This is a genomic window from Rhizobium sullae (assembly GCF_025200715.1).
GTDB classification, from domain to species: Bacteria; Pseudomonadota; Alphaproteobacteria; order Rhizobiales; family Rhizobiaceae; genus Rhizobium; species Rhizobium sullae.
In genome coordinates, this window is the sequence record NZ_CP104144.1 from 2,199,645 (window position 1) to 2,225,856 (window position 26,212).

The 26,212-nt window shown below is 59.9% G+C and carries 26 protein-coding genes; 7 read left to right on the forward strand and 19 right to left on the reverse strand.

Features of this window, described 5'->3' with window-relative positions; genetic code table 11:
• Nucleotides 1-106: 106 nt before the first annotated feature.
• Nucleotides 107-850, reverse strand: coding sequence for a carbon-nitrogen hydrolase family protein (locus N2599_RS31340; protein WP_027509205.1), 744 nt, complete (start codon nucleotides 848-850; stop codon nucleotides 107-109).
• 160 nt (nucleotides 851-1,010) lie between these two features.
• On the opposite strand from N2599_RS31340, the gene N2599_RS31345 reads away from it, so the two are divergent.
• On the forward strand, nucleotides 1,011-1,220 hold the full coding sequence (locus tag N2599_RS31345; RefSeq protein ID WP_027509204.1) for a cold-shock protein: 210 nt from the start codon (nucleotides 1,011-1,013) through the stop codon (nucleotides 1,218-1,220).
• Nucleotides 1,221-1,803: 583 nt separating this feature from the next.
• On the opposite strand, the gene N2599_RS31350 is transcribed toward N2599_RS31345, so the two are convergent.
• The 8 genes from N2599_RS31350 to N2599_RS31385 form a co-directional block, all read right to left on the reverse strand.
• On the reverse strand, nucleotides 1,804-2,784 hold the full coding sequence (locus tag N2599_RS31350) for an ROK family protein (protein WP_027509203.1): 981 nt from the start codon (nucleotides 2,782-2,784) through the stop codon (nucleotides 1,804-1,806).
• A 15-nt stretch (nucleotides 2,785-2,799) separates the two neighbouring features.
• Complete coding sequence (locus N2599_RS31355; RefSeq protein WP_027509202.1) at nucleotides 2,800-3,501, reverse strand: ribulose-phosphate 3-epimerase; 702 nt, start codon at nucleotides 3,499-3,501, stop codon at nucleotides 2,800-2,802.
• A 4-nt stretch (nucleotides 3,502-3,505) separates the two neighbouring features.
• Complete coding sequence (locus tag N2599_RS31360) at nucleotides 3,506-4,315, reverse strand: alpha/beta fold hydrolase (protein ID WP_027509201.1); 810 nt, start codon at nucleotides 4,313-4,315, stop codon at nucleotides 3,506-3,508.
• Nucleotides 4,312-5,157 carry a sugar phosphate isomerase/epimerase family protein gene (locus N2599_RS31365; protein WP_027509200.1) on the reverse strand — a complete coding sequence of 282 codons (846 nt, stop codon included), beginning with the start codon at nucleotides 5,155-5,157 and terminating at the stop codon, nucleotides 4,312-4,314. Before N2599_RS31365 ends, N2599_RS31360 begins: the two co-directional genes overlap by 4 nt.
• A complete protein-coding gene (locus N2599_RS31370; protein WP_027509199.1) occupies nucleotides 5,157-6,233 on the reverse strand; it encodes a Gfo/Idh/MocA family protein in 1,077 nt (358 codons plus the stop codon). The genes N2599_RS31365 and N2599_RS31370 overlap by 1 nt, the downstream gene beginning before the upstream one ends.
• A gap of 94 nt (nucleotides 6,234-6,327) precedes the next feature.
• Nucleotides 6,328-7,473, reverse strand: coding sequence for an ABC transporter ATP-binding protein (locus N2599_RS31375; RefSeq protein WP_027509198.1), 1,146 nt, complete (start codon nucleotides 7,471-7,473; stop codon nucleotides 6,328-6,330).
• Between the two features lie 342 nt (nucleotides 7,474-7,815).
• Nucleotides 7,816-8,748, reverse strand: coding sequence for a PfkB family carbohydrate kinase (locus N2599_RS31380; RefSeq protein WP_027509197.1), 933 nt, complete (start codon nucleotides 8,746-8,748; stop codon nucleotides 7,816-7,818).
• A gap of 3 nt (nucleotides 8,749-8,751) precedes the next feature.
• Complete coding sequence (locus N2599_RS31385; protein WP_027509196.1) at nucleotides 8,752-9,552, reverse strand: class I fructose-bisphosphate aldolase; 801 nt, start codon at nucleotides 9,550-9,552, stop codon at nucleotides 8,752-8,754.
• 230 nt (nucleotides 9,553-9,782) lie between these two features.
• Between N2599_RS31385 and N2599_RS31390 the strand changes: the two genes are divergently transcribed.
• Nucleotides 9,783-10,544 carry a DeoR/GlpR family DNA-binding transcription regulator gene (locus N2599_RS31390; RefSeq protein ID WP_027509195.1) on the forward strand — a complete coding sequence of 254 codons (762 nt, stop codon included), beginning with the start codon at nucleotides 9,783-9,785 and terminating at the stop codon, nucleotides 10,542-10,544.
• Between the two features lie 83 nt (nucleotides 10,545-10,627).
• On the opposite strand, the gene N2599_RS31395 is transcribed toward N2599_RS31390, so the two are convergent.
• Entirely contained in the window at nucleotides 10,628-11,446 is an 819-nt protein-coding gene (locus N2599_RS31395; RefSeq protein WP_027509194.1) for a sugar phosphate isomerase/epimerase family protein, read from the reverse strand.
• A gap of 274 nt (nucleotides 11,447-11,720) precedes the next feature.
• Here N2599_RS31395 and N2599_RS31400 point away from each other — a divergent pair, with 274 nt between their 5' ends.
• On the forward strand, nucleotides 11,721-12,869 hold the full coding sequence (locus N2599_RS31400; RefSeq protein ID WP_027509193.1) for a Gfo/Idh/MocA family protein: 1,149 nt from the start codon (nucleotides 11,721-11,723) through the stop codon (nucleotides 12,867-12,869).
• Nucleotides 12,866-13,801 (forward strand): alpha/beta hydrolase, encoded by a 936-nt coding sequence (locus tag N2599_RS31405; protein WP_027509192.1) that lies wholly within the window; start codon nucleotides 12,866-12,868, stop codon nucleotides 13,799-13,801. Before N2599_RS31400 ends, N2599_RS31405 begins: the two co-directional genes overlap by 4 nt.
• A 26-nt stretch (nucleotides 13,802-13,827) precedes the next feature.
• On the opposite strand, the gene N2599_RS31410 is transcribed toward N2599_RS31405, so the two are convergent.
• Nucleotides 13,828-14,862, reverse strand: a complete 1,035-nt coding sequence (locus tag N2599_RS31410) for a LacI family DNA-binding transcriptional regulator (protein ID WP_027509191.1) — start codon at nucleotides 14,860-14,862, stop codon at nucleotides 13,828-13,830.
• A gap of 490 nt (nucleotides 14,863-15,352) precedes the next feature.
• Here N2599_RS31410 and N2599_RS31415 point away from each other — a divergent pair, with 490 nt between their 5' ends.
• The 3 genes from N2599_RS31415 (at nucleotide 15,353) to N2599_RS31425 (ending at nucleotide 18,475) form a co-directional block, all read left to right on the forward strand.
• The gene (locus tag N2599_RS31415) at nucleotides 15,353-16,600 is read left to right on the forward strand and encodes an ABC transporter substrate-binding protein (protein ID WP_027509190.1); all 1,248 of its coding nucleotides are present in this window, start codon (nucleotides 15,353-15,355) and stop codon (nucleotides 16,598-16,600) included.
• An 84-nt stretch (nucleotides 16,601-16,684) separates the two neighbouring features.
• The gene (locus N2599_RS31420; protein WP_027509189.1) at nucleotides 16,685-17,623 is read left to right on the forward strand and encodes a carbohydrate ABC transporter permease; all 939 of its coding nucleotides are present in this window, start codon (nucleotides 16,685-16,687) and stop codon (nucleotides 17,621-17,623) included.
• Nucleotides 17,624-17,629: 6 nt separating this feature from the next.
• On the forward strand, nucleotides 17,630-18,475 hold the full coding sequence (locus N2599_RS31425; protein WP_027509188.1) for a carbohydrate ABC transporter permease: 846 nt from the start codon (nucleotides 17,630-17,632) through the stop codon (nucleotides 18,473-18,475).
• A gap of 279 nt (nucleotides 18,476-18,754) precedes the next feature.
• Here N2599_RS31425 and N2599_RS31430 read toward each other — a convergent pair whose 3' ends face one another.
• The 8 genes from N2599_RS31430 to N2599_RS31465 all read right to left on the reverse strand — a co-directional run bounded on the left by N2599_RS31430 (nucleotide 18,755) and on the right by N2599_RS31465 (nucleotide 26,209).
• Nucleotides 18,755-19,156, reverse strand: a complete 402-nt coding sequence (locus tag N2599_RS31430) for a hypothetical protein (protein ID WP_027509187.1) — start codon at nucleotides 19,154-19,156, stop codon at nucleotides 18,755-18,757.
• A gap of 290 nt (nucleotides 19,157-19,446) precedes the next feature.
• On the reverse strand, nucleotides 19,447-20,337 hold the full coding sequence (locus N2599_RS31435) for a LysR substrate-binding domain-containing protein (protein ID WP_051336506.1): 891 nt from the start codon (nucleotides 20,335-20,337) through the stop codon (nucleotides 19,447-19,449).
• Between the two features lie 275 nt (nucleotides 20,338-20,612).
• Nucleotides 20,613-21,347, reverse strand: coding sequence for an MOSC domain-containing protein (locus N2599_RS37980; protein ID WP_084606412.1), 735 nt, complete (start codon nucleotides 21,345-21,347; stop codon nucleotides 20,613-20,615).
• 2 nt (nucleotides 21,348-21,349) lie between these two features.
• A complete protein-coding gene (locus N2599_RS31445; RefSeq protein ID WP_027509184.1) occupies nucleotides 21,350-22,360 on the reverse strand; it encodes a GlxA family transcriptional regulator in 1,011 nt (336 codons plus the stop codon).
• 100 nt (nucleotides 22,361-22,460) lie between these two features.
• Complete coding sequence (locus N2599_RS31450) at nucleotides 22,461-23,312, reverse strand: ABC transporter permease (RefSeq protein WP_027509183.1); 852 nt, start codon at nucleotides 23,310-23,312, stop codon at nucleotides 22,461-22,463.
• Nucleotides 23,309-24,157: an ABC transporter permease gene (locus N2599_RS31455; RefSeq protein WP_027509182.1), complete on the reverse strand. Its 849-nt coding sequence runs from the start codon at nucleotides 24,155-24,157 to the stop codon at nucleotides 23,309-23,311. Before N2599_RS31455 ends, N2599_RS31450 begins: the two co-directional genes overlap by 4 nt.
• Nucleotides 24,158-24,179: 22 nt before the next feature.
• Nucleotides 24,180-25,271, reverse strand: a complete 1,092-nt coding sequence (locus N2599_RS31460) for a quaternary amine ABC transporter ATP-binding protein (protein WP_037141408.1) — start codon at nucleotides 25,269-25,271, stop codon at nucleotides 24,180-24,182.
• An 86-nt stretch (nucleotides 25,272-25,357) separates the two neighbouring features.
• Nucleotides 25,358-26,209 carry a glycine betaine ABC transporter substrate-binding protein gene (locus tag N2599_RS31465; RefSeq protein WP_027509180.1) on the reverse strand — a complete coding sequence of 284 codons (852 nt, stop codon included), beginning with the start codon at nucleotides 26,207-26,209 and terminating at the stop codon, nucleotides 25,358-25,360.
• Nucleotides 26,210-26,212 lie beyond the last annotated feature (3 nt).

The window sequence follows — 26,212 nt, forward strand, 5'->3', positions numbered from 1 at the left end:
TAGGTTGCTGAAAATTCCCGTCAAAATTCAGCTTACCGACTTCCAGCGCACGATCAACGACCGAATTCACGTGATGAGGACGGCCATTCATCGACTTATCGATCCGTCACTCGCCACAAGGGATATCGAAAAACAGCAGTCCCGGTTCGCCAAGGGAAAGCTGCGCCACAACTTGGCCTTCCGGATTCAGGATAGCGGTTGGTCCCCAGGCAATACGCTCGTCCCGCTCGCCGGTCACGTCTGCGGATATGATCCATAGCCCCGTCTCACGGCATCGATCACCTCGCACGGCATTGTGCAAATCCTTGAAAGCTTCGGCCTTTTGCCGTGGCATCATGTTGTTTGCGCAGCAGACAATCAGCGATGCTCCAAGTTCGGCGACCTTCCGCGCCGCCTCGGGAAAGTTGGTATCGTAGCAGATGTTGATTCCGAAACGCAGGCCATCGACTTCGAAGATAGGGGCGTCATTTCCTACGTCGAACACCGCCTGCTCGCGATCGAGAAGGTGCTGCTTGCGATAGCGGCCGACAAGGACCCCGCGTTTCACGACGACGGCGGTATTGAATATTCGCCCATCCTCTATTTCGATTAATCCGAACACGATCATCGGCCGCGCTTTGGAGAGCCGTCGCAACACGGAACCGAAGACGTCTGATCGGAGATCGACGGCGACCCGTCGGGCTGAGAGTTCGTCGGTCAGATAGCCCTGAAGAAAGCACTCCGGGAAGCAGATCAGAGACGTGTTGTTCTCCTCGGCCTGACCCACAGCATCAATCGCATGTTGGGTCGCAGCTTCAATCTGGTCTCGGAACTCAGGCGTCTGGGCCGCAGCAATCCGTACGGTCTTCATGATGACAGGCCTCGCTCCACCTCCGGTACCCAAATGGCCCATCAACATTCCGATCGCGGATATTCACGCAAATGACACGATGGCACTGATGTGGCCCCTTGCCAACGCACGACCCTTCTTTCAATGTATTTGCACGAGGCTTCCATAGACGAGGATCAAAATGCCAACGGGAACCGTGAAGTTCTTCAACCAAGCCAAGGGCTTTGGCTTTATTCAGCCGGACGACGGATCGACCGACACGTTCGTTCATATCTCCGCCGTCGAGCGCTCGGGGCTTGCCAGCTTGAGCGAAGGTCAGAAGGTCAGCTACGAGATCGTTCAGGATCGCCGGTCAGGCAAATCGTCCGCCGAGAACCTGAAGGTCCTGTAGATTTCAAATTGTTATCGGCGATTTGCCGGTAACGCTCAGGGAGGCAGGCACGTCAGGAAAGAAGAAAGCCGCAAGCGCCAACGTTGTTCCTGCTCGCAAGCATCGCTTACGGCCGAAACGAGGTGTGCGCCGCGGCGTGCTCGTCAAGGCAAATCGTCAGATCGCACTGCTTGCTGCACTCGCGGCTCTGCTCTTCCTCTTTGTGCTCACGGTGGGCACACTTTTCGACTGAAATGGAGTGCGCCCCTGGGGGTGGGCAGATATCAGCCGCTGTTTTGCTAGTCGGCCGCTGATCCTCGAACTGGTGCGAGCTCAGGAACATGTCGAGCCTGCCTGTGCACATTCGCTATCCTGAACGGGCGTTCCCATACTGAGGGCGATGGCGCCGACCTCCTCTCGACGGGGATGCCGCCGGCAACGACGAGCAGGCGTCCGACAATTCTGGTATTGATTCCGTAAGACGGTTTTCCTGACTGGCTCACATCCACATCGCCATAGCGCTCGGTGGTGCGGTTGGGGTCCGGCGGCCCCACAGGCCTTGTCCTGTGCCATGATGGTCCTGGTCCTCGACGTCCTTTGTTCTCTAAGTTTTGCGAGGTTGACGGGAATAATCCCGCGGCGACTTCTCCGCCAGGAAAACAAGCGCCGCCGCGCCTGCCAGGCCCGAGTTCTGGCCCATTGCCGCCCGGACGATCTTCACGTCCCTAAAGGCCGGCATGGCCCATCTGGCAATATAGGCCTCGATTCCCGGATGAAGCCGGTCGAATTCATTCGAGAGGCCCCCGCCCATTACAACGATGTCCGGGCTGAAGATATGGACCAGGCTCATGATGCCCCGCCCCAGAATTTCCGCCTCCTCGTCGACCAACTGGTTCGCAACGCGGTCGCCCTGTCTTGCGGCAGCAAAGACATGCTGGCTGTCGATCGTGGCGCCGTCACGTCCCAGGACGGTCTCGCCGCATTCGATAGCCCGCATGCGCGCGCGCAATGTAAAGGCGGTTCCCGACCCGCAGGCTTCGAAGCATCCCCTGTTGCCGCAGGGACAAAGTGCGCCGTCGGGCATGACTGACATATGCCCGATATGGCCCGCCATGCCCTTGCGCCCGCGAAGCACCCGGCCGTCTGCGACAATTCCGCCACCGATGCCGGTGCTGACCGTCAGATAGACCAGATTGTCGAGCGCCCTGCCCGCCCCAAAGCGCCATTCTCCGATCGCAGCCGCGATGCCATCGTTTTCGAGGCTGACGGGGAACGGGAAGCGTGCCTGCAACTTTGCCTTTAGCGGAAAGCCGGCGAAGCCGGCAAGCGTCGGCACGTCGCTTGCCACACCTGCGACTGTGTCGATCGGGCCCGGTGCGGAAACGCCGACACCAACCACCGACACCGTTGGAGATGCGGCAAGCAAGCCTTCGGCCAAGCCATGAATTTGAGACAGCACGCGTTCAGGACCGGCCGCCGCGTCTGTCCTGTCCTCTGCGCGGGCAAGAATATTGCCCTGCTCGTCGACGAGTGCGGCCCGAACCTGCGTTCCACCCAGGTCTATTCCGATGGCGATCTGCTTCATCTCGCAACCGGACCACTAGAGGGCGTGCAGCCACGCCATGCGCTCCTCGAGCGACGGCGCGTTGAACGCGAGCGAACCGAGGACGACGGTGTCGGCCCCGGACTGACGAAGCAGAGGCACGGTATACTCGCGAATGCCCCCGTCGGCGGCCAGCACGATCCGGTGCGCCGCCCCGCATTCTGCGATGATCTTTTGCGCTTCTTGCAGGCGTTCTCCGGCCTTTTCGTTCAGGCCCTGACCCTTGACGCCGATCGCCGTACCAAGCAGCGTCACGAAATCCAGGCGGGCGGCATATTTGCGCAAGCGCTCTACAGGTGTCTCCACCTTCAGGACCATGCCGGCCGCGACGCCCCGGCGCGCGATGAGGTCGAGGGCGGCCTCGGCAACGCTTTCATTTTCCACGTGCAGGCTGATCAGGTTGCTGCCGGCCTCGGCAAACTGTTCGATCTGCGAAAGCACGATGCTGTCGGCCACCATGAGGTGGACGTGGATCGGACGCGCGGAAATACTGCGGACAGCAGCGACGAGATCGGGGAAGAACAGCATTGCTGGCGCGAAATGCCCGTCGGCGACGTCGATATGCAGCAGGTCCGCATGCGCATCGACGCGGGCGAGATCATCCGCCAGCCGCACGAGGTCGGCCGACCAGACGGAAAACTCCGCGATCAGCCGATTCGTGGGAAGATCGGCAATCCAGGTCTTGGAAGGGACGTTCATAGTCTCAAAGCTCCTTCATAAACGTGCCCATGGCATGCCGGAAGTCGGCAACATATTGCGTGCGGCTTTCAGCTTTCGGGGTGATTTGCACGAAGCGCGCCGCCGGGATCCAGTTCGCGAGAGCGCGCGCGTAGGCGATCGGATGGATGATGTCTTGCTCGTGGCCAATCACGAGCGTCGGGACGGCGATGCGCGCCACGTCGGCGTCTGTGACATCCGGCCCGTCGTTAGAAATCGCGGTGAGAAGAGCAGCCGTTACCGCGATGGGTTCTCGCAAGAAGAACCCGACAAGCGATGCCAGATTGTCGGGGGCGTCGACGGCCAGGCGTTCGCCGACAGGCCCTGCTAGGAATGCTGCCTTTGCCTCTTCCAGGGGCAATTGCGTGAGCAGACGTCCAACCTCCGCATTGGGGATCATGTTATCCGGCGCCGGTGCGGTCAGCCATGCCGACCTTGCGATGGCCAGAGCCCTGACCAGATCGGGTCGTTTGACCGCCAGGCGAAGCGAAATCGCAGCGCCCATGGAAATCCCGCCGATGGCGACCGGTGCGTCGAGGTTTTTTTCGATGTAGGCGACGACGTCGTTAGTGAAGGTGGCAATCGACAGTTGCTGCAATGTGCCAGGCTCAGAGTGGCCGTGGCCGCGCGCCTCGATCGTGATGCGGCGAAACCCGGACTCCGCCGGGAAGGCCTCCGCGGTCTGGCCTGCATCCCCGCACAATCCGTGCAGGAAGATCATGGGCGGCCCCTCTCCCGCCACGTCGACGTTCAGGCGCGTGCGGTCGCTTGTTTCGAAGACCCCTGCCCCGCTCATCGCCCTGCTCCGGCAGGGATGTGCGCGAGTTTTTCGGTGAGAAAGGCGGCGACCCCCTTGGCTTCGACGGCAGAGAGCCCGTGCGCAATCAGGCTGCCGGTAAAGCCGCTTGCCTTCAGCTCGTCGAGATAATGCGCGTAGTCGAGAACACCCTTGCCGGCCGTCGTGAAGCTGCCGTCCGGGTTGCGATCCTTCGCATGCGCCATGACGATGCGGTCGGCCAGAAGATCGATGGCGGACGAGACGATGGATCTCTGCGCGCCGAGCGGCGCGATCTCGAAGAGGTTGGCCGGATCGAAGACGATCTTGATTCGCGGGCTCTGCAGCTCATCGATCAGCCGCCGCGCTTTTTCGGCCGAGTTGACCACATTGGCGAGCTCGGGCTCGATGCCGACATCGACATCGTAGTGTTCGGCGATCTCCACTGCCGTTTCCATGGCTTCGAGCAGGTCCCGCCAGGCTTCCGGTGTGTTGTTATCGGGATGCGCCTTCCACTGGTCTAAGGGATCGCGCGTGCCGGTACAAAGTGTGATGAGGCCCGTCGACAAGGCACCGCACCGTTCCGCCAGCGTCGACAGCCGGCGATGACCGGCCTGGCGCACCTCCTGATCGGGATGGATCATATTATAGGTGCCGGACACGGCGGCGATCTCTATGCAGGTATTTTTGGCCGCATCCGCGACCTCGCGCGCCTCCGCCTCGGAAATTACGTCCGGCATGGAGGGCAGGCCCGAGCAGGCCATGTTGTACTGCGCGCAGGCGAAACCCGCATCGGCGACGGTCTTGAGAACCGACCCCGGCTCCGTCCCCCCAAAAGTCTTGGCGAATATCCCGAGCTTCATCAAACACCACCCGCCACATCGGACAGTGCAACGGCCTTGCCGCTTTCGGCGGAGCGGGCGATGGCGACCATGGCCTGCACGCAGGCGAGGCCGTCGTCGATGTCGGCTCCCTCCATCGGCGCGCCGTCAAGAACGGTGCGGGCGAAGCCTTCGACCTGCCGGCGATAGAAATGACCGTCCGCGCCGAGCACACGGTGCGTCGCACCATCGGCCTCGCGGAAAATGTCCACCTCGCTCGTCTTGTAGTACCACGGGTTATAGGTCTTGCCGAGAATGCTGCCGTTCTTGCCGTAGATCTGGAAGCCTTCGTGCCAGTCCATGCGGACCTGTACCGTCAGGTCGAGATGACCGAGCGCGCCGGAGCCAAATTCCACGTCCACGAACCAGCACCAGATGCCCGCCCGTTCGGAGAGGCGTGCATTGACGGACACGATGTCGCCGGCAAAATAGCGGGCCGTATCAATCAAGTGGCAACCATGTGCCAGCATGTAGTAGCGCCGGAGATCGGCCTTCGGATCGGCGGAGGGCTTGCGGGCATTGGCGCTGCTGACGATCAGCGGCTGCACCGCATCGGTCATCGGATAGCGATGCGTGCTATCGCAGTACCAAGCCTTGAGGGCTACCATCTCGCCCATTTCATTCTGGATAAACGACTTCGCCGCCTGGAGGCCGGCATCGAAACGCTTCATGTGGCCGACCTGGAGGACTTTTCCGGATTTTTCGACCGCGGCCTTCAGTTCAAGGCATTCCTCTACCGTGACGCCGACCGGCTTTTCGCAAAGCACATGCTTGCTAGCCTCGAGCGCTCGAATGGACGCCGGGACGTGAAAGGCATCGGCCGTCGCGATGATCACCGCATCCAGGTCCGGATCGGCAAGCATCCTGTCATAGTCGTCGTAGGATTTCTGCGCCCCGTGCGTGATCGCCATACGCTCGCGAAGATCGTCGGCGACGTCGCAGATCGCATAGAGGTCGGCATTCGCCGCCTTGGTGCAGCTTTCGAAATGGGCGGCCTGGGCAATCTGGCCTGCACCAAGCACGCCCACGCGAAGACGTCGTTCCTGTTTTGCTGGCATCGGTAACCCTGGTCTCATCGTTGCGGAACGGCACCGGTCACGGCACCGAAGGAATTTGCGTGCAGGAACGGCACCATCGCGCCGGACCTTGGCCTCACAGCGCGATATGCGTCTGCGGGTCGAAAAAATGCAGCTTCGCCGGATCGACGGCCAGGTCGATCCGCTCGCCCGCCCGGACCGTGCTGGCCGCTTCGAACCGCCCGACGGCGTTGGCGGCACCAGTCAGATCTTCGACGGCATCGGGATCGCCGGAATCGACGCGAACGGCATCGAGGTTCAGATGCACGATCAGCTCGGATCCCAATTCCTCGATCGACTTCACCAGGGCTGGAATCGTGGGATAGATACCGCCCGACGGCGGGCGGCTGTCATAGAGGTCTTCCGGACGGATGCCGAAGACCACCGTCTTGCCTTCGAAGGCGGGAAGACCGGGCGCCCGTTCGAGCACATTGGCCGGCAACGGGATCGAGAAGCTCGGCAACTGGATGCTGCCGCCCTCCACCCGCCCTTCGAAAAGGTTCATGGAGGGCGAACCGATGAAGCCCGCGACAAAGGCGTTGACCGGCCGGTTGTAGAGCGCCTTGGGCGTGTCGACCTGCTGAAGCACGCCGCCCTTCAGGACAGCCACGCGGTCGCCCATCGTCAGCGCTTCGGTCTGGTCGTGCGTGACATAGATCGTCGTGACGCCAAGCTGGCGCTGGAGGTTCGCGATTTCTGCCCGCATCTGGACGCGCAGCTTCGCATCGAGGTTGGAGAGCGGTTCATCCATGAGAAAGGCGGCCGGTTCACGCACCATGGCGCGCCCCATCGCCACGCGCTGGCGCTGGCCGCCCGAAAGCTGCGCCGGCTTGCTGTCGAGTAGCATTTCCAGTTGCAGGACCTTCGCGATTTCATGGACGCGCCTGGTGCGCTCTGCCTTGCTCTTGCCCGCGAGTCTCATCGAGAATGCGATATTGTCGAACACGGTCATGTGCGGATAAAGCGCGTAGCTCTGGAATACCATGGCAATATCGCGATCCTTCGGAGGAAGATCCTCGACATCCTGCCCGCCGATGCTCAATGTTCCGCTGGTAATCTCCTCGAGCCCGGCAATCATGCGCAGCGCCGTCGATTTTCCACAACCGGACGGACCGACTAGGATGAGGAACTCGCCATCATTGATGGTCAAGTCCAAATCTTTGATCGCATGATAGTTGTTCCCATAGGTCTTACAGATCTTGTCCAGCACAACTACAGCCATGTCGTTTCCTCCCGCCATATGCCGCGACGCCGCAAACGGCCCTCTCCGCCATCTGCCGGTTTTCAAATAAAAGGGGCAGTGCCGCTCGTCAAAGTCAACACAAAAACGCACGCTGAAAATTTAAAAGATGATCTTGCGTAAGCTATATCCTTGTAAATGTTAATGAATTACAGTTCAAAAAATTATATGCGTGACATTTTATTTCTTAACGCGCGTAATTTTTTTCTGAAGACCCGGAACTGGGCCTGCGCGAAGCGCTTTATCTCGTTTTGGGTTGCACGGGCGACCGCAGAGAGGTCGTTTTTGGGGATCGGTGGACGCGCAATGGCCCGGTCGCTGCCATCAGCCCGCAATCGAAGCAGGCACGGGCGCATCGTCCCGCGCCATCCAGGCGCGGCATGTAGCATCGTCGGGCAGGCCCTTGCGGCCGCCCCGCGCCGTGACGGAAATCGCCGCGGCGGTCGTGGCGTAGACAACGCAGTCAAGCGGCACTTCACCGCGCGCAAGCGCAAGCGCATAGGCTCCGTGAAAACAGTCCCCGGCACCGGTGGTATCGACGGCCTCCACCCTGTAGGCCGGAACATGCCAAACAGCCGCATCGTCCTTCTGCCGGAGATAGGACCCGTGATCGCCATCGGTAAGCACCACCGCAGAGCGCTCGGGCGACCAGAGCTTGTCCAGGATCGCCGCCGGATCGTTTTCGCCGGCATAGGTCCGTCCGAAGGAGAGCGGCAGCACGAGATGATCGGAAAGCGCGATGATCCCGTCCGTCGCCGGCCCGGCCGTCCATTCGATATCTGCCACCACGATGAGTCCGAGCGCCCGCGCACGCGCAACCACTGCTTCGGAATGCGTGGCATAGCCGTCGATCAGCAGCACCGGCGCCTGGGTCAGAACCTCGTCCGGCAGCGCCTGCGATGTGCCATGCAAGACGTCGTCGTCATAAGCGATGAACCGGTCGCCATCAGGACCGACCGTGATGACGGACCGGATCGGCGCTGCATCGGCGTGGCGTGGCGCGAAGGAGATGTCGACGCCATCCCTTTCTAGTTCGCTGCCGCCAAAATCCGTCAAAGGCTGTTCGCCGAGCCATCCGACGAAGGCGGCACGCCCGCCCAGACGGACGACCGCGACGAGCGCCGTGGCGACGTTACCGCCGTGGTCCGTGACGCGCTTTGTGACCTTTCCCTTGCCGGCCGTCAGTGCTCGATCGACATACACGATGTCGTCAATTGCCAGGGCGCCGAAGCCCATAACGTGGAAAGGCCAGGACACGGCTCAAGCGCCGGCAGCCGCCAGCGCCTCTTCAGGCGCCGTGCCGTCGTGAATGACCGCCTTGAAGGCACGGGCCGCCCTGGTCGTGTCGCCGTGCCCCCAGAGATTACGGCCCACCACGGCGCCCCTGGCGCCTGCGCGTAGCGCGTCCGACGTCTGGACAAGCGCGCCGAGCAGCGTTTCCATTTTTGGGCCGCCGGCAATGACGACGGGAATGGGGCAGGTCGCGACCGTGTCGCGAAACGACGCAAAATCGCCGGTATAGCCGACCTTGACGACGTCCACGCCGGCTTCGTAGCCAATGCGGACGGCATAGGCGATTTCATCTGGCGTAAAGACGATCTTGCCGCCGTTGGAAAAGTCGCGCGGATAGATATGAGCGATCACCGGCATTTCGAACCGGGCGGCGGCGTTCACCGTATCGGTCAGCCAGCGGATATACTCCCCTTCAGTGTTGCCGCGCACCGGAATGGCAACGGCCAGCGCGTCCGCACCGTAGCGGACGGCGTCCTCGGGCGTCGCGATGAGCTGGCGGATACGGTCGTCGGCGGTAAAGCAGCCAGCCTGGACGACGAGTGCAGCCTTGCCCGCATATTCCGACCAGAGGTGGCGTGCCGCGCCGGGCTGGATGCTGATGTAATCGGGACCGCCCGCCATGACGCGCCTGAGCGCACCCGGCAGGTCCGCAAGGCCGCCTTCACGCACATTGCCATAGCCGACGAAATGGTCGACCGCGCCCCCGAACAGATTGCCCGACGGATTGGAAAACAGGCGAGAGAGGCGAACTTTGGTTCCGAGACCCATGGCAAAAATTCCTTCACGTTTGCTGCCGCCGAGGTTTGAGGGAGCCTAGCTCGAAAATAAAGCAAAACTCAATATTTCGATTTCTTTCATTTCATTCTTGGCGTACGATTTTTGATGTAAATTTTAGCGTATGGCCGTCGCGTTCTCGATCGAAAGCAATCGAAAGAAGCAAAATGTTTTCGAATTTCGAAAGTCACAGTTGCCGTCCAGAGGCTATGCCGGAGCAGTCCATGCTTGCAGTACAAAGACGACATCAGATCATGCTGGAGCTCCAGCGGGTGGGTCAGGCGCGCACGCGCCAACTCGCCGAACTCTTCGGCGTCTCCGAGGTGACGATCCGGTCGGACCTCGAAATCATGGACGGGAAGAAGCAGCTGATCAAAACGCACGGCGGCGCGATCGCCCTGCCGGCGGACTCGCCCGCGGCCGCCTTCGAAGAACGCATGCAGCGCAACTTCGACGCCAAGCGGCGGATCGCCCAGATGGCCGCCCGCCAGATCATCGACAACCAGTCGATCGTATTCGACAGCGGCTCCACCCTCCTGCAAGTCGCCATGCAGATGCCGCCAGTCAGCAACGTCGTGGTTGCGACGACGGCCATGAACATCGCCCAACACCTTATGTACCGGCCAGGACTGGACGTCCACATGATCGGCGGGCGCGTATTTCCCGGCACAGTCAGCACGATCGTCTCGGATTCCGACAAGGCGGTCGGCGGCCTCGTGGCACATCAGGCCTTTGTCAGCGCTCATGCGATCGATCCCGCCTTTGACGTCGTGGATATCTCGGAAGATATCGCGCGCACAAAGCGCAACTTGGTGCGCATGGCGCGTCGTGTCGTCCTGGTCGCCGATTCGAGCAAATGGGACATTGGCGCCTCATCGAAGGCGTTCTCGCTATCACGCGTCGACCTCATCATCACTGACAGCAACATGCCGCACAGCATTCGCAACCGCTTGGAAAAGCTGGGCGTGGAGGTCCGCTACGCGTGAGAGAAACAGGCCTTCCCGCAGGAAAGGGAGCGATGAACCGCGGCCATGCGCTGTGCCCGACAATACTTGCCAGCGGCCACCCATCAGAACCCGAAGCGATGAAGTGTCTCGCGGTTTGCGCGCACCGCTGCGGCAGGATCGGAGCCGGCGCGGTCCGATTCCTCCTCGACCACCACCCAGCCGGTGAACGCCGGCGCGCCGCAAACTGCCGCGATCACGGCCTGCACGTCGCAAGCGCCCTCGCCCAGCATGGCCCAGGCGCCGTTCGCATCGACATCCTTCAGGTGCACGTAGCGTATACGGTCCCGGAACGCGGCCAGGGTGTCGAACATCGTCTGGCCGCCGCGCAGAATATGGCCCGTGTCCGGTACCCAGCCCACCTGCGGGTCCAGAAGGGCAAACAGGCTGTCATAGTCCTCCCGTGTGAAAAGGAGCGTATTGTGATGCGACGAAGGATGAACCGCAACGCTGACGCCTGCGGCTTTTCCTATCTCCGCCGCGCGGTTGTAGCATTCGGCCGCAATGGCGAATTTGTCCGCAAGCGGACCATCCGAGACAATAGTGGCCGATCCCATCGAGACGAGCGCACCGGAGAAGTTCGCCGCGAAATCGATCCAACGCCGGGCCGCATCGACATCGACGTCAATCTTTTCCCGCACCGTGAAGCCGCTACCCGAGCCGAAGGCGAAGGAGACAAGCGTCAGACCCGCCTCTCGAAGCGTGCGCGCGAAGGCGTCGGGCGCCGCAGCGTACCGGCCGATCATCGTGTCGGTGATTTCGATGCCCGAATATCCGCCATCGGCAATGGCGCGTACAAGGTCGTCGGGGCCACCGCGCCAGCGTTCGCCCAGCATTTCCCATGTGAAGGTCTGGCAGCCGATTTTCAGTTCCGCATTCTTCATGTTTGGTCCTGGCCCGTTCATCGATCAGCGTCCGATACGGAAGACGGCCGCTTGCACACAGATCCGACGGGTAAACGTATCGCCCGGGCCTGCGCCAGGCAAAGCGGAGACCGTCATCTCGGTATGTGCATGAAGCCAAGGCGCCTCCCGAATGCCTTGTCTTCACGTAAGATAAAATGTTATCGTGCGTCAATAAATTTTCTGCTTTGCGTTCAATAACAAGATCTCGTCCACCCTCTCCTCCTCACGCAACAACAAGAACCAGGCCCTTCACATGACACAGGCCAAAGGCACGAAACTCAGGATCGGCGTAGTGGGATGCGGCAACATTTCGATGGCCTACATGCGCAACGCTCCGCTGTTTTCGGGCGTCGAGATCACGGCCTGCGCAGACCTCGACGGGCAAGCGGCACGGCGCCGTGCAGACCAATTCAACCTACGCGCAACAGATGTCGATTCCCTGATCACCGCCGACGACATCGATCTCGTCTTGAACCTGACCGGTCCGTCTGCGCATTTCGACGTCTCCATGCGCGCGCTGTCGGCCGGAAAACATGTCTTCACGGAAAAGCCTCTGGGCGTGACCGCCGACGAGGGAGGCCGCCTTGTCGATACGGCCGCTGCGAAGGGATTGGCTCTGGGGTCGGCCCCCGATACATTTCTGGGCGCGGCCGGACGCCACGCGCGCCGCCTGATGGACGCCGGCGCCATCGGCAAGCCGGTGACGGGCACCGCCTTCATGATGGGGCGCGGCATGGAGCACTGGCATCCCGACCCGAGTTTCTACTATCAGGCCGGCGCCGGACCGGTAATGGACATGGGTCCTTACTATCTCACCATGATGGTCAACTTGATGGGCCCCGTGCGCCGCGTGCAGACCGTCGCCACCAGCGGGCACGAGGAACGGATCATCACAGCCGAGGGGCCAAAGAAGGGCACGCGCTTCAAGGTCAACACGCCGACCAGCGTCCTCTCTCTCCTTGAATTCCAGTGCGGTGCCACCATGACCTTCGGCGCATCCTGGGACGTGTTCCGTCACTCCAACCACCCCATCGAACTGCATGGCACGGAAGGCTCCCTACGCCTGCCAGACCCGGATAATTTCGGCGGCGTGGTTGCCCTGTCGAGCCAGGGTGCGCAGTGGCAGGAGACGGACACAGCAGGCGAACTCTTCGGCGCAGCCAACTGGCCGGCCGCCGCTCCGGACCGCGCCAACTATCGGATGCTCGGCCTTGCCGATCTGGCCCGATCGATCGTCGAGGGACGGCCGCCCCGCGCGTCCGGCGATCTCGCCCTGCACGTGCTGGAAGTCATGGAAGCGATCCTGCGTGCCGGCGAAATCGGCGCCGCCCAGGCCGTTTCCGGAACTGTCGCGCAGCCGAAGGAACTGCGCGAAGACGAGGCCCGGAGCCTGCTGGCATGACGGGATTGGACGAATCTGCAAGGCGTGCCCTCGCATGGCCAAGCACCCCGCTGAAGCCGGTGGAAGATTGCACGCCGGAAGAAGCGCGGCGCCAATATCTCGACCGCTTCGCGGACAAGCAGTGGCCGCTCGAAGACGTCGGCGAAGTCCTGGAAAGGCAGGCGGGCGGTATTCGACTGAAAGTATGGCGCGGGCGGGATGCGCCGCGCGGCCGCCAGCCGGCGCTGCTCTATCTCCACGGCGGCGGTTGGGTGATCGGAGCGCCGGAGACCCACGAGGACATCTGCCGGAACCTCGCCAATGCAGCCGGCGCCGTCGTGGTTTCGCCCGACTATCGCCTTGCACCCGAGCATCCCTTTCCCGCAGCGCTCGATGACTGCGCCGGCGCGCTCATCTGGATGAACGAACAGGCCGGCGCGCTCGGTATCGATCCGACCCGCATCCTGATTGCGGGAGACAGCGCCGGCGGAAACCTCGCCGCCGTCGTCGCCCTTCTGGCGCGCGACGGAACGCTGCCGGCGGTCATCGGACAGGTGCTGATCTATCCGGTCACCGATCAGCGGCAGACGTCGGAAAGCTATTACCGCTATGCGCAGGATTTCGGCCTGACGGCCAAGGGCATGCGATGGTTCCGGGATCACTACATCCCGGAAGGCGCCGGCGGTGTTGACTGGCGTGCCTCGCCCCTTCTGGCAGCATCGCTGAAAGGCGTTGCAACGGCATTCCTAGTCCTGGCGGGACACGACGTGCTCTTCGACGAGGGCCACGCCTATGCGCGGCGCCTCGAGGCAGAAGCGAGCTGCACCTGCCGCATATGGCCGGGCCAGATCCACGGTTTCGTTTCAATGGGGCGCGCAATACCGGAAGCGCGCGAAGCACTGGATGCCATCGTGGCGGCCTGGCGTCGGATGGATCCGGCGTTCGGCCCGTGACCTCCGCGGGCAGGATCTGAAGACGCTCAGGCGGAGTCACGCATGACGAGGGTCGCCTCGAGGATGACTTTGTTTACCGCAACCTTCCGGTCGGCTTCCCGATCCTCGATGCCGCCCAACAGCAGTTCCACGGCATTCGCCGCGATCTCAGAGGCATTCTGGGCCATGGTCGTCAGCGAGGGGCAGGCGTATCGGCTGAGCGGATGGTCGTCGTGGCCGGCAATGCGCACATCGCACGTCTCGGTGCGGCCGATCTTCAATCCCGAAGCAAAAGCCGCAGCCATTGCACCGAAGGCAAAACGATCGTTGGCGCACAAAAGCGTCTTGCCGGGCAGGCCATTCTTCGCGAGAATTCTCCGCATCTGCTCGTAGCCGAGCCGTTCGAACTCCCAGGAGGGCGGCGCGTCGCAATCGATGACCAGCGGCGAATGTCCCTCCTTGATCATTGCTGCGCGGTAGCTGTCCTGTCGCTCGCCCGCATTTTCCGTCAGATGCGGAACATCGAGGAAAATCGGCGGCTCGCCGGATCGGCAAAGATACTGAACGATTTCCGCCACGCTCTGAGAATTGTCGTTTCCGACGAAAGGCAGGTCGGCGCTTGCAGGATTGTCGAAGCAGACAACCGGTATGGCATCCGTCAGCCTTTCCAGGGCCGAACGGCGCGAGCCGGACCCCAGGGGCGCCACGATCACACCGGCCACCTTCAGCGATAGCAGCGTCCGCACCGCCTCCTCTTCCAGCTCGGGTCGCGTATGCGACGAAAGCTGCACCGGCCAGAATCCCTTGGCACGCAGCTTGAGCTCGATCAAAGACACGACCTGGACATAGAAAGGATCCGACATCGTGGGGACGATGATTCCAATGTTCTTGGTCCGCTTGCGGTTGAGGTGCCGCGCAAAGAGGTTCGGCTCGAAGTTCGATTTCTTGAGGGCCGCCTCGATCCGCTTGCGCGTAACATCCTTGATCAGCGTCGGATCGTCAAAATACTTCGACAGCGTCGGACGCGATACGCCGCAGGCGCTGGCGAAGTCGTCCATGGATCTGTAAGTCTTCTTGGCCATTCAATTCCTTACCGCCGTGCGGATCGTTTCACTAACGGTCGAATCTGCCTTTGCACACGCAGCAAGACATTCAATGACAGGCGAAATTAGGCAATAGATAAATCGTATCAAATCGCACCGGGCAACCCATTGCCGTTTCGAGCAGAAGCATTCTCGAAGACCTCGCAAACCGGAACCTCGCGCCGTTTTCCGAAGAACGAGGTGTGAATTCTCGACGCCGGAATTCCGACACATTGGGCAAACTTTCATTTGCTTACGAAAGTAAAGAAAAAACACGTCGCAAGCAATAAAAATGATGCAAGAACTTTTCGCGCGCAAAATTTTTTAAATTGTTTTAAATCAATAATTTATCGAGAAAATCGATATCTTGATGATGCCATGATGGCACCTTTCAAGCGCTTCCTTGTTGACAGGCAGGGGCGTCCGGGAACCTACTCTTCAAGCGATCTTTGGGAGGATCGATCCATTGAACGTCTAACGGGAGGTAGACATGAGATTCAACAATTTCAGCAGGAGTGTTAGAGCCGCCGCGGCCGCTTGGGCGCTCTGTGCCACGTCCGCATTCGCAGACACCACGATCGAGTTCATCCAGTGGTGGGAACCGGAAATGCCCGCCGGCGCGTTGCGCGGCATCATGGATGATTTCGAAGCCAAGAACCCCGGCATCAAGGTCACGCTCGTCAGCGGTCCCTATGCCACGACACGCGACCAGATCGTCGTCGGCGCCGCTTCTGGCACGCTGAGCGACGTGGTGGGCCTCGATGGCGCATGGGTCAACAGCCTCGCCAAACAGGGCGCCATCGCTTCGATGGACGAGCTGATGGACGAGGTGGGCTACGATAGGACCCAGCTTGCCGATATCGTCAAGGTCGACGGCAAGAGCGTGATGTTCCCGCTCGCCTCCTTCGTCTATCCGGTCTTCGTAAACATGGATCTGGCCAAGGCTGCCGGCATCGACAAGATGCCGTCCACGCGCAGCGAATTCGCCGACGCCGCGAAGAAGATGACCGATGCCTCCAAGAACCAGTACGGCTGGGTGCTGCCGCTGTCGCTGCAGTCCCCGGGCGGCATCCAGAACGACGTGATGTCCTGGGTCTGGGCCTCAGGCGCCTCCATGTTGAAGGACGGCAAGCCGGACCTCGAAAACGAGGCCGTCGTCGGCACGCTCGACTACATCGAGTCGCTGAACAAGGCGCACGTCATCTCGCCCGGCATCTTCGCGAAGAAGGAACAGGACAAGGTCGAGGAATTCGTCAATGGCCGCGTCGGCATGATGGTCGATTCGCTCGCGCACGTTAACCTCATCCGCGAGCGCAGTCCGAATCTCAAATTCGGCATCTCCGCGTTGCCGGCCGCCGACGGCTACACGGGCAAACGCGGCATGCCGTACGCATCCTGGGGCATTGGTATCAGCGAGGGCAGCGAGCACAAGGACGAGGCCTGGAAGCTGGTCGAATATCTGATGAGCCCGGAAGTGAACGGGCGTCTCGTGTCGATCGCCAACGCCTTCCCCGGCAACGTCCATGCGAAGCCCGACTTCGTCGCCTCCGACCCGATATTCGCGGAAGCCTTCAAGATCTTCCAAAGCGGCTATCCGGCCAACGAATTCGTCGGCCTTCCGGTCGCCGAAGAGTTGATGCGCGACCTGAACGTCGAAGTCCAGAAGGTGTTCGATGGCGGCCAGACGACCAAGGAAGCGGTCGCCAATGCGCAGAAGGCCTGGCTGGCCAAGTTCTGATCGACGATGTTTTACCAGCACCGGCAGCGCAACCTGCGCCGTCGGTGCAAATCGTCAGTTTCCGGCACATTGGAAAGTCGCACAATGATTGGTTACGCTCCGGCATTGACCACGGCACAGACAAGGACGCACAAGAAGGGCTGGCTCAGCTATAACACCCTGAGAAAGCTGGTACCGTATTTCTACGTGTCGCCGGCCACGTTTCTTCTCGTCCTGTTGATGCTGTTTCCCATGCTGATGGTCCTACGCTATTCGCTGATGGACGGTGCGATCATGAAGAAGGACGCTGCCTTCGCCGGATTGCAGAACTACATCACCATCTTCGCGGATCCGGTTTTCTGGCAATCGGTCGGCCAGACGCTCTATTTCACGGTGATGAGCGTGGTCTTCCATTTCATCATCGGCCTCGCCTTCGCGCTTCTGCTGAATACGACACGCGTCGACCCGGTCATTCGCAGCATCCTGCGCGTTCTCTACATCCTGCCGTGGCTTTTTACGGCTGTCATCATCGCCATCATCTGGCGCCTACTGCTCGACCCGAACGGTGTCGTCAACAGCGTGCTGTCGGCGCTCCACGTCATCGACTTCAAGGTCGAGTGGTTCTCCTCCACGAGCACCGCAATCCATGCGCTCACCTTCGCGAACATCTGGGCAGGCTATCCGCTCTACATGGTTAGCCTGCTTGCCGGCCTCCAGGGCATTCCGAAGGAGTTGTACGAAGCCGCCAGCATCGACGGCGCCAACGAATTCGACATGTTCTGGCATATCACCATTCCCCAGCTGATGCCGATCATCGTCAGCATCGCGCTCCTGGATTTCATCTGGACGATGCAGGTCTTCCCGCTCGTATGGATGACGACGGGAGGCGGTCCGATCTACTCGACGGAAATGCTTTCCACATTCACCTACAAGCTCGCTTTCGCCCGTTATGAATTCTCGCTCGCCTCGGCCAGCGCGATCATCATTCTCATCATCTCGATGAGCGTCACTTACTTCTACATCAAGCACCAGCAGCGCAGGTAGGCGGCCATGGCAAAGCGTTCCTTCAAAAACACGGTCCTGCCGACCATCCTCACCTATATCGGGCTTGCCATCGGCCTCGTCTTCGCGGCCTTCCCGATCGTCTGGATGTTCTTCAGCTCCCTGAAATCCAACACCGAGATCTTCGCCCTCCCACCCACGCTTCTGCCGAAAACCTTCACGATCGCGGCGTATCTCACGATCTTCAACGACCCTGTGAAGGTCCGGTTCTTCATCAACAGCTATTTCGTCGCGAGCGTCGTGACCTTTCTGACAGTGGTGATCGCGATCCTGACTGCCTACGCCTTCAGCCGCTATTCGTTCCGCTTCAAGAACACGTTGAACGTCTTCATCATCAGCACGCAGACCGTTCCGCCGATTACCTTGCTCATCCCCTATTTCGGCATGGTCGTGGCGTTCCGGATATTCGATACCTATCTGGCGCTGGTTATGACCTACATGGTCTTCACCCTGCCCTACGCCGTGCTCCTGATGACCGGTTATTTTAACACGCTTCCGAAAGAACTCGACGAAGCGGTTATGGTGGATGGCGGATCGAGCTGGACGGCCCTGTGGCGGGTGATCGTCCCCGTCTCGGTCCCCGGGATCGTCGCGACGGCGGTCTACACCTTTCTGCTGGCCTGGAACGAATTCCTCTTCGCCCTGACGCTCACCAAGTCGATGGATCTCAGAACGGTGCCCATCGGCATCCAGCTCCTGATGGGACAACACGCCTTCGAATGGAACGAGATGATGGCGATGAGCGTGCTGGGATCGCTTCCGCTTCTGGTTCTATACCTCGTCGCCCAGCGCTATTTCCTGGCCGGTATGACCGCCGGTTCCGTGAAGAGCTAAAGCGGTCCCGAGCTTCCACGCGGCGCTAAAGACATCATCAACCGCAAGGGGATTGGCGAAGAGCTCGTCCGCCGCGCCCGACCGCCTTCAGAAAGCGCATAACGAGATCAGCAAATGTCTCGCTGGCGGCGAATGCGATCATAAGGTGATGTTTCGTCTTCGCCCAAATCGAATTTCGAGACTGCCACGGTGCCGGCCTTGAGATAGAATTTTCGCGATGAGCCTATGTTTGTAGAATTCCGCGGCTACCGATCCCATCAACGGCGCTCATCAACCGCCTTATTCGGCAGCTGCCAGAAAGAAGCTGTTTTGTGAGGAAGCGGCGAGAGCATGAACCCTAGCTTCAGTCTTGGCGATCAGCTGATAGAATTCGTCCTGCGCCTCCACATCCAGCTGGATGACAGCGTTGACATCGTCTGGCGTGTCACAGATGCAGGCGACTGCCGAGATCGGACAGATGCCGCCTGGATAGCGTTTCCCGGTTCCGGTATAGGCGCGGCGGCCCCAGCGTTCCGAATAAACTGTCTCTTCGCGGTCGAGGTGCAGAATGGTTCCCTTGCACGCGGTGACGATGGCGGCCTTGCCGTAGGCGAACCAGTGGTAGTTCAGCTTCCGCAGAATATATTTGCCGGTGATGTCCTCACCCGCCAACTCCGCTGGGTCATCAATCATTCTGATCATGATGGCTACCTCTCATGTCGCGCTAATATCCTTCAGCGTTGCCAGCGCGACAAGATAGAAAAACGTAATATTCGTAGTAGCTTAGTCACAAAGTGTTTCCGATTCTTACACTTCGAGCACCCGTTCAGACGGCTGGTGGTGTTTGGGAAGAGCTGAATCGAGTTGGAATCAACCGAAAGCGCGTCGTTTCGTGGTGAAGGTTCAAAGATACGTGGGACGGCCGAGCCGATGGCATAAATTACCCTGACCTGCGTGTCCGACGAGCTTTTTAGCGACGACTTATCTTTGAACTACTGGTTTGGTTCCAGGTCCCGCGCTTCAACCCTCAGCCACTCGACAAACTGTGCAACGCGAGCATTCTTGGCGCTTCGCGACGGCTCGATGAGGAAGTAGCCGTTTCGTGTAGTGACCGAATGCCCGGTAAGTCTGACCAGAGCTTTTTGATCCAACAAGTTTTTGACCAGACGCTTCCACCCCAATGCAATTCCCTGACCGTTCAAGGCCGCGTAGATAGCTTCGGTATAAAAACTGCATCGCAAGCCTGCCGGCCGTTTCGGGGCCTGAATCGCAAACGCGGCGAACCACTCGTCCCATCCGGTCCAGCTTGGATCTTCGGTGTCAGAGCTGATTAGAGGGTGCCGCGTTAATTCGTGCAGGTCTGCAAACTGCCCCAGCTGCTCGGCATAATCCGGGCTGCAGACCGGAAAAATCTCGTCCTCGAAGAGAAGTTCGGCTCGACCGTCTGGCCACATCCCATTTCCATAACGGATCGCTAAATCGATATCGCTTCCATCGAGGCTTGCAGCATTGTCTTGAGAGATGATCCGAAGCGGGATCTCCGCGTACTTTTTAGAAAATGAGGCGATCTTCGGCAGTAGCCAGAAATGGGAGAAGGCGACGCTCGCCGAAATCGTAAGGCCCTCGTGGCTTTCGTCCCTTTTTATTTCCGCGATCGTGTCAGCCATAAGGTTAAAGGCCGTCGTTGTAGCCGCAGAAAGGCTCCGGCCCTTGTCTGTGGCTTCGATCTTTCGATGCAAGCGCCTGAAGAGCGGAACGCCAAGGTCTTTTTCCAGCAGATGGATCTGACGGCTGACGGCTGCTTGCGTGACGCCCAATTCACTCGCCGCCTTGGTGAAGCTCCCTAGCCGGGCAACAGCTTCGAACGCGGTCAATCCGGTCAAAGGAGGGAGCTTTCTACGCAAACTCACCAAGACAAAGGACCTCCTATGACCTTAACCGCCGTCTCTTTAGCATTACACTGAGTTATGTCCTATACGGTTGAGAAATGCCATTGACGACGACGTCTGCAGGACTTCATCACGATCCATAGCATAAGGCCAAATTATAGTCCGGCTCGAACGTGGCAGCGGCAGATGGAAAACGTTTCCCGTCCTCTCGAACCGTCTAATTCGGCAAAAGGCGCTGAATCCGCCGTGCTGGGCGTCGGTTCCCGGCCTTAAAGAAGCACGGGGTCGCCGACCCTCAAAATGCCTCGATGAGCAGGTCGGCAATAGACACCCATATTCCGGTTGCCATACCGGATGACATTCCTGAGTATTTCAGGATCATTCTCGAGGCCTTCCTGAGCGATAATTGTAAACCCACAACGCTTCGTCGGCGCGACTACGGCGTTTGAGACTGCTCCCAGGCGGAGCGGCCGACCGATCCAGTCCAACTCAGCAAAGCCTTTGATGCCGATATCAGATTTCACGAATATATTAGGCCTAAATCTCCGGCAGTCTGGATCGCCGTCGGGATGGATGGATTTAAGGTATTCCACAGAAGCGCTTGTGAGCAGATGGAGTGGCGCAACATCATATCGATTGACGGCAAATTCCGTTTCGGCCGTACCGTATCCGGATCGCTCATACGGTCTCACAGTCACTTCGAAACCGAAGAATGCAGACAAAAGGCTCGTGAGATGTGGTGCGCCGATGGCAAGCCAATCTTGGTCTGGCACTTGGACTTCAACTCCGCCGGCAGCCGCAGTCCTGGATTTGACGAATATGGCTTTATGCCAACGCTGATCGCGTTCGGGATGGGCAACAGTTCCCGTCGCTACCTCCACCAGGGCAAACCGTCGATCACCGACCACTCCGTCGACGGAAACCTCAGCATGATCCAGCCTCTCTCCCGCCACTGAGCTTACCGGATAGCGCCAAAGTTCACCGATGCTACCTATTTGCCGCACGTTTAATGAACTCCCACGGTCGCAGCGCGAAGCTGGGAGGGAGTCTGTCCGAATAGGCGCTTGAACGTTCTCGTGAAATGAGACGCGTTTTCGAAACCGACGTCGAGGGCAATCTCGATCATCGGCAGTCTTGAATGGGCGAGCAATGACTTTGCACGCTCCATGCGCACACGGGTATAGGCCTGGGCTGGCGACATTCCAGTCTTCTCAAGGAATACGCGCTCGAGTTGGCGCCGCGACAGTCCCACCGACGACGCCAGCGCCGGGATCGAGATCCCGTCTTCCAGATGCTGTTCCATCGTGATCATCGCAGCCTTCACGCGTGCATCGTCATAATTTTCGTGGAGCGGCCGGCGGGGCTGTACATCGGCTGGAGACCGTGCCTTTTCGATCTGCAAAACCTCCAAGGCGTTTCGCTCAGCCTCCCGGCTGATGTATCGTCGCACGAGCAAGGCAGCCATGTCGGCAGCGCTGCTTCCGCCTGCGCAAGACCCGCGCTGGCGATCGAGATTGAAAATCCGATCCGACCGCACCGGAAGATCGGGAAACCTCTCCCGGAAACTCTTGGCATGCAGCCAGCTTACGCACGTCTCATGACGCGTCATCAGACCGGCATCCGCAAGAATGAACGAACCGGTGCAGAGCCCAATCAGCGGTACCTTCTGGATGGAGGCCCGCTTCAGGAAGGCAACCGTCTCCTGGTCAACAGGCCGCTCCACGCAGAGCAGCCCGCCAACCACGACGATGTAGTTGAAACGGGACGGATCGACGAAGTCCGACGTGGGAGCGACCTGGACACCACAACTCGATGTAATCAGATGTCTGGTACTTCCGAGCACCTGCCAATCGGCAAGGACCCTTCCGGAACGATCAGCTTCGTCGCTCGCCAGGCGCAAGGTATCGACGAACAGCGCGAAGGCCGAAAGCGTAAACGATCGAGCCAGAACGAAGCCCACCTTAAGGCGCTTAGGTGGTACCGTGGTATCTCCGGTTCGTAAATCTTCTCGTCGCATCATCTTGTCTCCCTGGTACATTTGCTCGCCTGGAGCAGACGTTGATTTGATCCGAAAACTGCGAGCAAGCAGTGTTCATCGATGCAGAAGAAGCTATTTTTCATCTCGGCTTTGAGAGACTGTTGCGATTAAACAGCCCGCGGGACAACCGGTCGAGCAGCAGCGCGACTGCGACGATCGCCAAGCCTGCCCGCAGGCCCAGGCCCATTTCCATGCGCGTCAGACCGCGTGTCACCTCGGCTCCGAGACCACCCGCTCCCACGAGGCCAGCCAACACCACCATCGCCAGGGAGAGAAGGATGCACTGGTTGAGCCCCACAAGAAGCGTCTGCTTCGCAAGAGGGATTTCAATCTTCCAGAGCACCGACCGAGGATGGGCGCCGATGGCGCTGCCGAGTTCCATGAACTCCTTCGGCACCTGGTTGAATGCCAGCGTGGTCAAACGGAGCATCGGCGGAATGCCGTAGACGATGGTGGCAATAATTGCCGGGACGCGCCCGAGGCTGAAGATCATGACCGCCGGGATAAGATAGACCCACGGCGGAACGGTCTGCATCACGTCGAGAACCGGGCGAACCATTGCCTCCAAAGTCTTGTGGCGCGAACATAGCACGCCGATCGGAAACGCGATGAGAACGGATATCAACACAGCGACGGTCACCAGAGCGACAGTCTGCATTGACGCCGTCCATAGCCCCACGAGCAGGCAGAAGCCGAGGCAAAGGCCCGCGAGGACTGCGGCGCGGAGGCCGACAGCAAGAAATGCCAGGCCAACAACGATCGCGATCAGCGCATAGGGCGGCACGAAGAGAAGCGCCCCCTCGATTCCGGAGAGAACCACTTCTACCACATAGCTGATTGCGGCAAACAGCGGATGAAGATTGGTATTGAGCCAATCGACCGCGGGGGCCAGGAAGGTACCGGGCGAAAACTGCAAGATCGAAGGGTTCATGACATCCTCCCCGTTCCGAGGCTGGCCGCACTCTGGGTTATCCGGTCAAGCACCATGGTGAGGACCACGATGGCGATCGCTCCGTTGATCGAGGTCGCGATGTCTAGCGTTCGGATCGCGCCGTAGATTGTCTCCCCGAGCCCACCGGATCCGACGATGCCTGCGATGACGACCATTCCGAACGCCATCATCAGGCTTTGGTTGATGCCTGCCATGATGCTGGGCAATGCAAACGGAAGGCGGATCTTGAAAAACATCTGGCCCGGCGTGATGCCGCTTGCCTCGCCGAGTTCGATGAACTCCTTCGGAGTCATCCGGATACCGAGTGACGTCAGCCGGATGGCAGGTGGCATGGCAACGACGACGGTTGCGATCAGCGCAGTCGCCGGCCCGTAACCGAGGAGCGCGATCGCCGGCAGCAGGTAAATGTACGGCGGAAGCGTCTGGATCAGATCCAGGCCCGGCTCCATGAACCCGTCCAAGGCGGTGAAGAAGCCCGCTAAAATGCCGATCGGGATTCCGATCGCCAAGGCGAGAACGGTTGCGGTCAACACCAGGGCCAAGGTGCTCATCGTTTCCGGCCAAAGCCCCATGGAAAAGCAGAGCGAAAGTGCGGCGGCGCTTAGTATCGCGAACCAGGCATTGACCAGCCGCCAGCCGACAACCGCTACGATCAGAGCAACCACGTAGAATGGCGGAAGCTCCAGGAGCCACAGGATCGCATCGTAGAGTCCTTCGAGAATCCATCTGAGATAGTCGAAGAGGAACTCGCCGTTGTCGCTTACCCATTCGAGGGCGGAGTCCGTCCATTCGTCAAAGATATTGGTGAAGCCTGAACTGTCCATGTCAATGAGCTCCAGTTAGGGATCACGCGGCTGCGAGATTGTGTGTGGAAGTTCCCTTGACGCCCATCAGCAGGCTCCGTGGCGTGACCACGCCGATAACCTGATCGTTGTCTACGACGGCGATCGCATCGCGTTCCGACTGCATCGTCAAGGTGATGAGCTCGTCGATGTCGGCATCGGGCGTCGTGCGCACCAGCGACGAAATGTCTGAGTTTGGCTCGCTCCGCTGGAACTCGTTGACGCTGCGCATGACAGAATGTGCCTTGATCAGATGAAGGCGGGATATGCCGGCAACGAATTCGGCGACGTAGGCGTCGGCGGGATTGAGAATGATCTCCTCGGCCGTGCCCGTCTGGATGATCACGCCATCCTTCATGATGGCAATGCGATCGCCGATCCGGATGGCTTCGTCGAGATCGTGGGTGATGAAAACCGCAGACTTGCCGAGCGCCTTGGTCAGTTGCCTGAACTCATCCTGGAGCTGGCGCCGGATCAGCGGATCGAGTGCGCTGAACGGCTCGTCCATCAGGATGATTTCGGGGTCAGCGGCGAGCGCGCGGGCAAGGCCGACGCGTTGCTGCATGCCGCCGGAAAGTTCATTGGGATAGCGGTTCACCCAGTCAGCAAGGCCGACCTTCTCCAAAGCCGCACTTGCGGTCGCGTTCCGCTCGGGCTTTGGAATTCCCTGCACTTCAAGGCCGAAGGCCGCGTTCTCAAGGACCGTCCTGTGCGGCAACAGAGCCACGCTTTGAAACACCATTCCGATATTGCGGGCGCGCATCTGCCTGAGATCAGCAGGAGACATGGCAGCCAAGTCGCGTCCCTTCACCAGGACCTTTCCCGCACTAGGCGTGATCAGCTTGTTGAGGAGACGGATGAGCGTCGACTTTCCGCTCCCCGACAGTCCCATGATGCAGAAGATTTCACCCCGGCGGACCTGGATGCTCGCGTCGGATACGCCGACAACGCAGTTGAACTCCTGGAGGACCCGCTTTTTGCCAAGGCCGCGCTCTGCGATGGACTTCATCGCGGCAGAGGACTTGTCTCCGAAGACCTTCCAGAGGGATTGGCAGTCAATCAGGACTTCATTGGTATCGACATTTGCGGTTTTCATAGCGATCCCCTTTGAGCCAATTGGCGCTGGCTTTTCTCGTTGGCTTCAGCGTGGCCGCCCGACAAGATCGGACGGCCACGACGCGATTAGTTCTTCTTGATGTTTTCCCAGCGCTTGATGAGGTCGGCATGGGCGCCGATCCAGTCCTGGACTGCCTGTTCCATGGTCTTGCCGTCCTTGACTTCGCCATTGATCGTCGTGATGTCGGCGAGTGGAACATAGACACTGGCCATCACTTCACGAGCATGCGGGTTCTTTTCCGAAAAGCCCTTTTGGCCGATCCAGTAATAGCTCTGCGGCGGCGGGAAGACGCTTTTTGGATCCTTGAGATACTTCACCTCGTACTTCTGGACCATCCACGACGGCTCCCAGATCGTCACCGCGATCCACTCCTTGCGGTCGTAGGCGGATTTCAGCGCCGCGGTCATCGCGGCCGTGCTGCCTTCGACAAGCTGCAGCTTGATATCGTAGTCCTTGACCGCGTTCGACGTGTCGCGCATGAGGCCGGAGCCCGGCTCGATCCCGATGATCTTGCCGCCGAACTTGTCGGCATTTTCGTTGAGCTGTTCGAGCGAATCGATCGGGACGTATTTCGGAACGGCAACGCCCTGGTAGAGACCATGCGAGACGGGCGAAATCTTTTCGAGACGGTTCTTGTTCTTGTCCCAGTAGTCCTGGGCGACATAATCCGTCTGCGAGGCGAGAACCTGGATGTCGCCCTTGGCAAGCGCGGCATAGGCAATGCCCCATTCGGAGAACTCGGTCACCTTCACGGTGTAGCCGGCGTCCTCAAGAACCTTCTTTGTTATTCCGGTGATGGGCGTCAGGTCTTCCCACGACAGCGTGCCCATATTGATCGTCTTTTCTTCCGCGTGCGCTGGAAGCATGCTCATTCCGATCATCGCAGCGGCGCAGAGCGCCTTCCACAAAGCCTTCATTGT

Bases quoted from the DNA above. Each gene is read 5' to 3' on its own strand.
- N2599_RS31340 (WP_027509205.1), bottom strand. From the start codon at position 850: ATGAAGACCGTACGGATTGCTGCGGCCCAGACGCCTGAGTTCCGAGAC.
- N2599_RS31345 (WP_027509204.1), top strand. From the start codon at position 1,011: ATGCCAACGGGAACCGTGAAGTTCTTCAACCAAGCCAAGGGCTTTGGC.
- N2599_RS31350 (WP_027509203.1), bottom strand. From the start codon at position 2,784: ATGAAGCAGATCGCCATCGGAATAGACCTGGGTGGAACGCAGGTTCGG.
- N2599_RS31355 (WP_027509202.1), bottom strand. From the start codon at position 3,501: ATGAACGTCCCTTCCAAGACCTGGATTGCCGATCTTCCCACGAATCGG.
- N2599_RS31360 (WP_027509201.1), bottom strand. From the start codon at position 4,315: ATGAGCGGGGCAGGGGTCTTCGAAACAAGCGACCGCACGCGCCTGAAC.
- N2599_RS31365 (WP_027509200.1), bottom strand. From the start codon at position 5,157: ATGAAGCTCGGGATATTCGCCAAGACTTTTGGGGGGACGGAGCCGGGG.
- N2599_RS31370 (WP_027509199.1), bottom strand. From the start codon at position 6,233: ATGCCAGCAAAACAGGAACGACGTCTTCGCGTGGGCGTGCTTGGTGCA.
- N2599_RS31375 (WP_027509198.1), bottom strand. From the start codon at position 7,473: ATGGCTGTAGTTGTGCTGGACAAGATCTGTAAGACCTATGGGAACAAC.
- N2599_RS31385 (WP_027509196.1), bottom strand. From the start codon at position 9,552: ATGGGTCTCGGAACCAAAGTTCGCCTCTCTCGCCTGTTTTCCAATCCG.
- N2599_RS31390 (WP_027509195.1), top strand. From the start codon at position 9,783: ATGCTTGCAGTACAAAGACGACATCAGATCATGCTGGAGCTCCAGCGG.
- N2599_RS31395 (WP_027509194.1), bottom strand. From the start codon at position 11,446: ATGAAGAATGCGGAACTGAAAATCGGCTGCCAGACCTTCACATGGGAA.
- N2599_RS31400 (WP_027509193.1), top strand. From the start codon at position 11,721: ATGACACAGGCCAAAGGCACGAAACTCAGGATCGGCGTAGTGGGATGC.
- N2599_RS31405 (WP_027509192.1), top strand. From the start codon at position 12,866: ATGACGGGATTGGACGAATCTGCAAGGCGTGCCCTCGCATGGCCAAGC.
- N2599_RS31410 (WP_027509191.1), bottom strand. From the start codon at position 14,862: ATGGCCAAGAAGACTTACAGATCCATGGACGACTTCGCCAGCGCCTGC.
- N2599_RS31415 (WP_027509190.1), top strand. From the start codon at position 15,353: ATGAGATTCAACAATTTCAGCAGGAGTGTTAGAGCCGCCGCGGCCGCT.
- N2599_RS31420 (WP_027509189.1), top strand. From the start codon at position 16,685: ATGATTGGTTACGCTCCGGCATTGACCACGGCACAGACAAGGACGCAC.
- N2599_RS31425 (WP_027509188.1), top strand. From the start codon at position 17,630: ATGGCAAAGCGTTCCTTCAAAAACACGGTCCTGCCGACCATCCTCACC.
- N2599_RS31430 (WP_027509187.1), bottom strand. From the start codon at position 19,156: ATGATCAGAATGATTGATGACCCAGCGGAGTTGGCGGGTGAGGACATC.
- N2599_RS31445 (WP_027509184.1), bottom strand. From the start codon at position 22,360: ATGCGACGAGAAGATTTACGAACCGGAGATACCACGGTACCACCTAAG.
- N2599_RS31450 (WP_027509183.1), bottom strand. From the start codon at position 23,312: ATGAACCCTTCGATCTTGCAGTTTTCGCCCGGTACCTTCCTGGCCCCC.
- N2599_RS31455 (WP_027509182.1), bottom strand. From the start codon at position 24,157: ATGGACAGTTCAGGCTTCACCAATATCTTTGACGAATGGACGGACTCC.
- N2599_RS31460 (WP_037141408.1), bottom strand. From the start codon at position 25,271: ATGAAAACCGCAAATGTCGATACCAATGAAGTCCTGATTGACTGCCAA.
- N2599_RS31465 (WP_027509180.1), bottom strand. From the start codon at position 26,209: ATGAAGGCTTTGTGGAAGGCGCTCTGCGCCGCTGCGATGATCGGAATG.